A 10,587-nucleotide genomic window follows, 5' to 3' on the forward strand; every position below is an offset into this window, starting at 1 on the left:
GAACCATACTCTCTCTGGTTCGATTCGATGACATCAACGGGTGCGATCGCAATGTGCCATAAAAATGAAAGAAATGCGACTCTGATCTCAATTTATAGAATCGCAACAAACTGGTTTTTTATTTCAAAGTATAACTAACCAGTAGTTTATAACCTTTTTTCAGAATATATTGGACTCAGTGGTTGAGTGTTCAATTTGGCGACAAGGATTGAATTCTCTCCCAGTTAAGGGAGCGGGAGGTTTGAAGAAATGGTATTTCAATCTGAAAGTGAAGTAGGAAGAACAGTAGAAGAGTTACTTGAAGACCTCGTCTTCAACGTGAGAGAGCTTTTAATAGAATTTGCTGACAGTGATCAGTTCAAGTCAGTTTTATCAACTAGCTTCGGAAGTGATTACAAGCAAGAAAAGGTAGCCAGATTAAGATCAGAATTTCTAAGTGGTGATTTTTTAGACGAAATTGAGATTGAAGTTCTTCCCAGTGAGACATTACAGGGAGCTTTAGGGGCTTATGCCAGTGAAAACAATACAATTTATCTGTCTCAAGAGTTGCTAGTTTCTTCTCCTCAACAAGCTAATTCTGTGCTTTTAGAAGAAGTCGGACACGCGATCGATGCTTTTTTGAATCGAAGTGACACTCTTGGGGATGAGGGCGCGATTTTTTCAGCATTAGTGCGCAATATTAGTCTGAGTGAAAGTCAGTTGCAAGCCTTGGAAACTGAAGATGACAGAGGAACCATTGTAGTGGATGGGGAAACCATCGAAGTTGAGCAAGCGACTTTGACAGTAACAACGGCCGATGACTTTACTCTTGATGACGGTGAGCTGTCTTTGCGGGAAGCGATCGCGCAAGCGAACAATAGCCCTGCTAGAGATATTATTCAGTTTGATAGTAGCTTAAGTGGAGAAACGATCACTCTCAATAACAGTCAACTAACGATTACAAGCGACCTCATTATTAAGGGTTTGGAAGCGGGTCAGATTACGATCAATGGTGGCAGAAACAACCGTGTTTTCTTGATTGATGATGAAAGTTTTAATAATTCCATTGATGTAACCTTCTCAGGATTGACTATTTCAGGAGGATCCTCTGACTCTGAAGATTTGGATCGGGGTGCTGGGATCTACAATCATGAAAACCTTACCCTGATTAACACCACTATTTCAGACAACTCAGCAACGGAGTGGGGAGGTGGTATCTACAACAACTATACAGGCACTCTTACCCTGATTAACAGTACAATCTCAGGGAACTCAGCAGCGTTTGGTGGAGGGGGAATATTTAATGGTGGCAGTGGTGGTAATGTTACTTTAATTAACAGCACAATCTCAGGAAACTCAGTAGGGTTTTCCAGTCGCAGTGGGGGAATCACCAATTATGGCACAACGACTCTTGCCAATAGCATCATCGCCAATAGTGAGGGCGGTAGCGATCTAGGCGGAGATGGCGAAATCATTATTGCTGGTGTCAATCTGGTTGAAGATGGCAGTGTGACAGGTGGCTCAATTATCAACGAAGATCCCAATCTGACTCCTTTGCAGGACAACGGGGGTCATGTTCCTCTTTTCAATGGCCCAGTCATTGACGCTGGAACCAACGGCGCGATTCCTGCTGATACTCTTGACTTAGATGGAGATGGGAATACCGATGAAGATATCCCCTTTGACCAACGGGGAGAGGGCTTCGATCGCGTTGTTGGTGATGCCGTTGATTTAGGGGCGGTAGAAGTTCAAGGTGAGGAAGTCAGCTCAGTGGAATTATCCCTTGACCCCACCGAGGGGAGTGAAGCTGACCAAACTACGTTTACTCTCACAGCAACCGCTTCCCAAGCTGTTTCAGGAGAGCAAACCGTGGAGTTAGCCCTCAGTGGCGATGCCGATGCCGATGACTTTGCTGGTGAGCTTCCCACAACCATTACCCTTGCTGATGGGGAAACCACAGGCAGTGTCGAAGTAACGGTAAACGATGATGAAGTGGTCGAGGAAGACGAAACCGTAACCTTTACGATTTCTAATCCCAGTAATGGTCTTGCGTTAGGAGAAACTGTCGAAGCCTCCGCCGCGATTATAGATAATGATGATGACCCAATCAATATACAAGGGGAATGGCAATATATCTCATCAGAAGATTTCTTCTTTGAGTCAGGGGTTGGATTTAGCGGGGGAGCGCCAGCCTATGCCAGCCCAATTTTCATCAGACAAACGGAAGCTCAACTGGAGTTTAGTAGCGTCTTCCTCAACAGTTCAGGAAATGGAACTGGAAGTATCACTGGCAATAACCTTAGTGCGACCCTTCCCTTAGAATTTGATTCAGGGGCAACAGGAATCGGAGAACTAACCGGCACTCTTAACGCTGAAGGCATGGCAATTAAAGGGGAAATCTTTTTCTCTGCAGAAGGACTAGAGGGAACAGCCACTATTCCCTTTACCCTGATCAGTCAAGCAAGTCCAGGAGGAGATGATCTAATAATAGGAGATGAAGGAGATAATGTTCTCCTTTCTGGTTCAGGAAATGATGTCTTAGATGGTGGCTTTACTGGAGATGACGATTTCAGTGACTTTGGGGGAGGAGATGACGAATTCCAAGGCAATAGCGGACAGGATACTGTTTTCTACCCTGACAGCAACTTCTCTGACTATAACCTAACCTACCAGGGAGAGGATGTATTTATCATTGAAGACCAAAGAGAAGAAGATAATAATGGCACCGATGTTCTCGAAAGTATTGAACAGCTTGTCTTTGATGACCAAACGGTCACTTTAAATCCCGTAGAACTATCTATTAATCCATCTGAAGGGGAAGAAGAGGATGAAACCGTTTTCACCGTAACTATCACGGCTTTAAACCCAGTTGATGGAGACCAGAGTGTTTCTCTGAGTCTCAGTGGCGATGCTGTTGCCAATGACTTCGTTGAAGGAATTCCAGATACAATTACCATTGCTGATGGGACAACCACAACCAGTGTCGAAGTAATGGTGAACGATGATGAAGTGGTCGAAGAAGACGAAACCGCAACCTTTACGATTTCTAATCCCAGTGAGGGTCTTGCGTTAGGAGAAACTGTCGAAGCCTCCGCCGCGATTATAGATAATGATGATGACCCAATCAATATACAAGGGGAATGGCAATATATTTCATCAGAAGATTTCTTCTTTGAGTCAGGGGTTGGATTTAGCGGGGGAGCACCTTCTTTTGCTTGGCCAGTGGATATCACTCAAACTGGCAATAACTTACAACTATCTGGCTTTTTTCTGAATAGTGCTGGAGAAGGCACCGGAAGTCTTACTGATAATAACCTTACTGCTACCCTTCCCTTAGAATTTGATTCAGGGGCGACAGGAATCGGAGAACTGACCGGTACTCTTAACACCGAAGGCACGGAAATTGAAGGGGAAATCTTATTCTCCTCAGAAAATCTAGATAGCACCGCAACCATTCCCTTTACTTTGCTCAGTCAAGCTCCTCCTGGAGGGGATGATGAAATTACTGGTGATGAAGGAAACAACGTTTTAGCTGCACGCAGTGGAAATGATACCCTCAGAGGTTTGGGCGGTGATGATATTCTTCTTGACTCCTCTGGAAATGACAGATTTATTGGCGGCCCTGGCGAAGATACTGTTCTCTATGGGGGAACTTTTTCGGACTACAATTTAATTCTAGAAGGAGAAGGATTCACCATTGAAGACTTACGCAACGTTGATAATAATGAGGAAACTGATACGCTCGAAGGGATTGAAGAGCTCTTCTTCTCGGAAAGTGATGAAACTATTACCTTAAATCCAGTAGTAGAGTTATCCCTTGACCCCACCGAGGGGAGTGAAGCTGACCAAACTACGTTTACTCTCACAGCAACCGCTTCCCAAGCTGTTTCAGGAGAACAAACTGTGGAGTTAGCCCTCAGCGGCGGTGCCGATGCTGATGACTTTGCTGGTGAGCTTCCCACAACCATTACCCTTGCTGATGGGGAAACCACAGGCAGTGTGCAAGTAATGGTGAACGATGATGAAGTGGTCGAAGAAGACGAAACCGCAACCTTTACGATTTCTAATCCCAGTAATGGTCTTGCGTTAGGAGACACTGTCGAAGCCTCCGGCGCGATTATAGATAATGATGAACAGGTTAACCCTCCCTCCTCCTTTCCCGCCGTGTTGGAACTCTCCTCCTTAGATGGCAGCAACGGCTTTACCCTCAATGGGGTTGATGAGGATGACGATTCAGGTGAATCCGTGAGCAGTGCGGGGGATGTCAATGGCGATGGGATAGATGACCTGATTATTGGGGCAGATGGCGCCGACCCCAATGGTGACGACTCTGGAGAGAGTTATGTGGTGTTTGGGGACAGTTCTGGCTTTCCCGCCACAGTGGAACTCTCTTCTTTAGATGGCAGCAATGGCTTTACCCTCAATGGCGTTGATGAGGATGACTTTTCAGGTTGGTCCGTGAGCAGTGCGGGGGATGTCAATGGCGATGGCATCGCTGACCTGATTATTGGGGCAGTATTCGCCGACCCCAATGGTGACGACTCTGGAGAGAGTTATGTGGTGTTTGGGGACAGTTCTGGCTTTCCCGCTACGGTGGAACTCTCTTCCTTAAATGGTGGCAATGGCTTTACCCTCAATGGGGTTGATGAGCTTGACTTTTCAGGTGGTTCCGTGAGCGGGGCTGGGGATGTCAATGGCGATGGCGTAGATGACCTGATTATTGGGGCAAGTTTCGCCGGCTTTAATTCTGGAGAGAGTTATGTGGTGTTTGGCCGCGCGACTAATAACGAAAACACGAACCGCCCGCCAGTCTTCACTTCTTCTGCTACTGTAGAGGTTGCGGAAAATACTCTCAATGTCCTCACTGTCACCGCCAATGACCCCGATAACGATACCCTCACCCTCTCCCTCACCGGTGGCGATGACCAAGGATTATTTACGATTAATCCTGATACAGGAGAATTAGAGTTTAATAATCCTCCCGACTTTGAGAACCCCCAAGACAGCAACAGCGATAACACCTATCAACTCCAAGTCCAAGCCGACGACAACAATGGCGGAACCGCCACTGAAACCCTAAATATCAGTGTCAGTAATAGCAATGAAGCACCAGTTGCCGAAAATGACACAGCAACTACCACTCAAAATACAGTTCTCACTTTCAATGCAAGTAACGGTCTGTTAGGGAATGACAGCGATCCAGATAGTGATTCTCTTACTATCAGTACGGTAGAAGGAGAAGAAGCCAACGTCGGAACTGAGTTTGAACTTAACTCTGGTGCGTTATTAACCCTCAACGCTGATGGCAGTTATGAATATGATCCTAATGGTGCATTCCAGAGCTTGAATGATGGGGAAACCGCAACCGACAGCTTTACCTATACCCTATCTGATGGCAACGGTGGAACGGATACTGCAGAAGTAACGATTACCGTTAATGGTCTATCTGATAATCAACCGTTTTCCAACATCGCAGGAGAATGGCAGTTCATTTCCCCAGAAGACTATTTGTTTGAACCTGGGATTGGATTTACGGGTGGAGAACCTGCTTTTGCGACCCCTGTAATCATTATTCAAAATGGTAATGAAGTGGAAATTTCGGGAATAGGTACGGAAACTGGAGTCGGAACAATTGATCGTCAACAACTTATTGCAACTATTCCGATCGCGGTTGAATCCGATATTGAAGCAACTGCTGAACTCTCTGCTACCTTAAATGAAGGAGAAACCACAATTGAGGGAGAACTATTATTTTCCTCACCCACTCTCGACAGCACCGCGTCTATTCCCTTTACTCTGTTGAGTCAGGATTCTCCTGGAGGAGATGATTTGATTACCGGAGATGAGGGAGATAATTTCTTAGTTTCAGGCGCAGGAAATGATACCTTAAGGGGCTTAGCAGGAAACGATAGCTTCGGTGACTTTTTTGGCGGGGGAGATGACGAATTTATTGGGGGAGATGGCTTCGATGTTGTTTTCTACACCAGTGGTAAGGCCAGCGACTATGATTTGACTCAACAAGATGAAGAAGTTTGGACAATTGTTGACCGACGGGACATTGAAGACAATAACGGGACTGATCGTCTTGAAGGCATTGAGTTGCTCATTTTTAATGACAAAGAAATTCCTCTGCCTTTCCCTCAAGAACCCAATGACACCTTAGCCAGCGCCAACAACACTCAACTTAACCTAGAAGAAAACCCGAATGTCACGCTCTCTGGTGAAATTGGAGATAACAACTTTGAAAATCAAGATGTTGATCTCTATCGAGTCACCTTAGCAAAAGGACAGCAACTTAGTGCCGAGATTAATACGGATAATAGCTCTTCTCTCGATTCTATTCTCAGGATTTTTGATCAAAATGGCACAGAAGTCGCTCTCAATGATGATCAGAAAAACGATAGCACTGACTCTCTGGTCAAGTTTACAGTTGAAGATGCCGATCGAGCTACTTATTTTGTTGGTGTCAGCGGCTTTGACAACAGAACCTATAATCCTAATCTTGAAAACTCTGGGACTAAGGGCAGCACAGGAGAGTATAACCTAACCTTAACTCTCACTGATTCGCCACTAGAAAGCCCAGTTAACGATACCATCCCACAAGCAGTTGATACAGCCTCTGTCCTTGAGGAAGAGAGATTATTCCGTGAAGAAGCCTTCATTGGCGACAACGCCACTTTTCAAGCCAATAAAGATGTTGATCTTTACCAAGTTCAACTTCAGCAAGGAGAAACGATTACCATTGATATTGATACCGAAGCCAACAGCCCCCTTAACTTAATTCTACAGGTCTTCAATGCCAATGGCGGGCAAGTGCCTCAAGGCTTCAACAACAGTGGCACTGCCCCTGATGAACGAGACAACAATGCCGATCCTTATCTCGAATTCACTGCCCCCTTCAGTGGCGCTTATTATGTGGGGATTAGTGATGAACCTAACGATCTCTACACTCCATTTATAGCCGAAAGTGGAGTGGCTGCTGGTGCAACTGGTGCCTATCAAATCGAAATTAGTCAAAACATTGCCGCAGAAGATGCTGCCCCCGAAACGAATCCCAATGACACTCTAGACACAGCTACCTTGATTACCCTGGGTGACCAAGTTCAAAGCACAATTGGCAATCGCGCTGACTTTGTCACGGTTCCTGGTTTAGACGTGGATATCTATTTTGTTTCCCTAAATAAAGGTCAGGAAATCAGCATCAGTCTTAATAGCACCTCTCGCCTTGACCCAGTTTTACGTTTCTTTAACTCAAATGGAGCAGAAATCGCCTTCAATGATGACATCGGCAGTAGCAACAATTCCTTCCTAGAGCTTACCATTGAGGAAACTGGGAATTATTACATCGGAGTCAGTGGATTTGATAACAGTAACTACGACCCAGAACAAGAAGGCAGCGGCGCGCCCTTCGCCAGTACCGGCAGTTATGAACTCACCGTTCAGGAAGTAGGAACTGTCGTCAATGCAGAAGCAGAAACCGAGAATGATACCCTGGAAACAGCAACATCAACCGGATTAACACCAACCGGATTAACACCAGAGGAACAAAGCAGTTTCAAACAAACCAATGCCATTGGCAATAATCCCAACAATGCCAATCCTGGTTTCGATGTGGATCTCTTCCAAGTCGAGGTCAATGCAGAAACAGTTCTCACTGCCGATATCAACACCGCGAACTTGGACTCCCTGCTCCATATCTTCGATGAAAATGGTAACTCCGTTGCCTTCAACGATGATGAAAGCATAAACAGCAACGACTCCTTCTTGGAATTTCAACTCGATGGTGACCAGCAACCCGGAACTTATTACGTGGGAGTGAGTGGCTTAGGCAACGAAGCCTATAATCCCGAGACAGGAGAAAACCTCAAAGTCGGTGCCATCGGTGATTATGAAATCGAAATCAATTTGGCGATCGCGATTCCACCAGAAAATCCCACCAACGACACTCGCGAAACGGCAATCAAAGCTGAACTTGCCAACAACCGCTTTACCCGCAATGGTTTCATTGGTGATCACCCGAATGTAGAAACCGACCTTGACTTCTATCAAGTAGAATTGTCTCAAGGACAAACCTTAAACATTGAAGTCAATGGACGCGACTCAGACTTAGAGAGTTTTGTCGAGTTGTTCAAAAGCGATGAAACAGACAATCTCCTAGAAGAAGAATACGATGCAGGAGACTTCCCGCATCCAGAAGTAAGCATTGAAATTGAAGAAGATGACACCTACTTCATCCGTGTTAGCGCCTTTGATGATGGCACTAATGACGGAAAAACTGGAGAATATCAACTAAATCTAGGAGTAGAAAACGCTCCCGCAGCCGCACAAGCCCCCATAGAAGAAATTCGACCCTCTGTAAACGACGATCGTGAATTTACTAACTCCGATCGAGCCGTCACCATTGATGTTTTAGCCAACGACGTTGCTAACGATGATCAAGGAGTGAATGAAATCAATGACGATAACTTCCCGAAAACCACCGAAAAAGGGGGAACAGTTACCGTAGAAGATTCCAGTTTAATCTATACTCCCGATCCAGACTTTGCAGGGGTAGATACATTTACATACACAGCAGATAATGAAAGTGGCGGTTCGGATCAAGGAACTGTATCAGTAACCGTGAATCGTCCCCTAGAAGATTCCACAGTGCAAGTTCTCCTGGACGTGAAACCAGTGCCAGGAAAAGAAGAGCAACTGAATGATGGATTACAAATTGGGGAAGAATTTCTAGTTGATGTCCGTTTTCAAGACCTTCTAACCGAGAATAATCCTTCTCAAGCAGTCGTCGCCGCTTATGCCGATCTCATGTTTGATCCGCAAGTGCTAGAAGTAGTGGAAAATAATGAGACCGTAGATGATGAGGATGGTCTGGTCGATGGCATTATTCGGAACCCTTCCTATCTAGTAAGCACAAAGGGACAGGTTCGTAATGAGGAAGGCTTAGTCAATGAAGTAGGAGGAGGAAATTTGGTCTCTAGTCCAGCTGCCCTTCCTGATGATAACCGTGTCTTTAGCCTCCATTTCCGAGCCATAGGAGGCGGCCATACCGCTCTCTTAGCTAGTGAAGCCGGACAACGTCGGGATTCGGGGATTAACATCATAGATGGGCGAGGAGATCAGCGCGATCGAACCAACTTTACAAGAATTAACGCGATCGAACAAATTACCAATCTAGATGGGAATAATGACATCGCCCCGAACTTAAATCTCGCCATGACCAATCAGATGGTGACTTTCCAAGAAGAAGGAGTAACTGGTGTTCAAGGGGTGGTGGAAGCAATGGAAGTCAAGGTTGATTTCCAAGACTCAGCAGGCAATCCCTTGTCAGAAGTGGCAGTGGGAGATACCTTTGAGATTGTTCTCTCAGCAGAAGATTTACGTCCAGAACAATTGGGAGTATTTAGTGCGTTTGCCGATGTGGTTTATGACACAGTCTTAATAGATGTCAACGAAGCACGCTTAGAAGAGCCTTTTCAATCTCCAGTCATCGACCTAAGTAATGCGATTCAAGAAGGAGAGGGCTTAGTGAATGAATTTGGGGGGTCTAATTCCAGATTCAACCCAGAGACAGGAACTCAAAAATTTGCAATTTTCACAGCGACGGCTCAAGCTGCTGGTTTATTGGAAGTTAGCACTAAGGCCGCAGAAGGAGAAACAGCGCTAAACACCCTCTTTGGCATTGATACAGATTTAACGGAAGCCACCCGTTACGGTGAGAATACTCTGAATATTGTTGGTGAAAGCGTAAAAGGTGCTGATTTAGTGATCACTGAATTTGATGCTGAAATTGACCACGTTTTAGGCGGAGAAACCACCGTTAACTTGACAGTAGCGAATGAAGGGGATGCAGCGAGTTCTGGTTTCCAAGTAGAAGTGCTTTACTACACCGCAGACAGTATTGACCAACTTAGCGAAGAAGAACCACAGGTGGTTAAAACCCTTGCTTTTGATGAATTGGAAGCGGAAAGAGATGTTAATGAACAGTCAGAGGTATCGCTACCAGTGGAAACGCTTTTAGCTGAAGCCCTAGAGGACGATCCTTCTGTGTTTGGACAAGAACGCCCCGATGATGATGGTGAAGAAGGGTTGTTTGAGTCCAATAACATTGACTATCTCGGCGTTCGCATTGTTAATAGTGAAAGTTCTGGGGAAGAGGAGGAGGCATTTGCCAATAATGCTTTGAATGATACGGAGGGAGTTAACATTGATGATATTGCTTTCTTCCCTTGGGATTTTGTGAATAGCCGTGAAGATGGGGTGTTGCCGAATCAAGACGATGAAATTGTTTCCGACAATACTGTCGATTTCAATGATGCAACCGCAGTTTTCCGAAACATTGGTGAGGTGATAACGGAAGAGGTGACAGAAGGAAATCGCTTTGGTTTAGATTTAGATCGTATTGATTTTGATCTAGATGGGGCAATTTCTCCCGTAGATGCGGTGCGTGTGGCTAATCGCATCGGCTATGAAATCAATCCTGATATTTTTGAGGGTGAGATTGCTTAGTTAAGACTATATCAAGCGGTGCGATCGATGCTCATGTTAGGTCGCACCTGATTACACTATTTCCTCTATTGATTCGATCGAGCAACCTTTTCTAAATCTGGG

Annotated in this window: 1 protein-coding gene; it reads left to right on the forward strand. The window is 45.3% G+C overall.

Annotated elements, in window-relative coordinates:
- Positions 1 to 249 precede the first annotated feature (249 nt).
- Positions 250 to 10,485 (forward strand): Ig-like domain-containing protein, encoded by a 10,236-nt coding sequence (locus DACSA_RS21695; RefSeq protein WP_015230379.1) that lies wholly within the window; start codon positions 250 to 252, stop codon positions 10,483 to 10,485.
- The last annotated feature ends 102 nt before the right edge of the window (positions 10,486 to 10,587 follow it).

It is taken from the genome of Dactylococcopsis salina PCC 8305 (assembly GCF_000317615.1).
In the GTDB taxonomy this organism is placed as follows: domain Bacteria; phylum Cyanobacteriota; class Cyanobacteriia; order Cyanobacteriales; family Rubidibacteraceae; genus Halothece; species Halothece salina.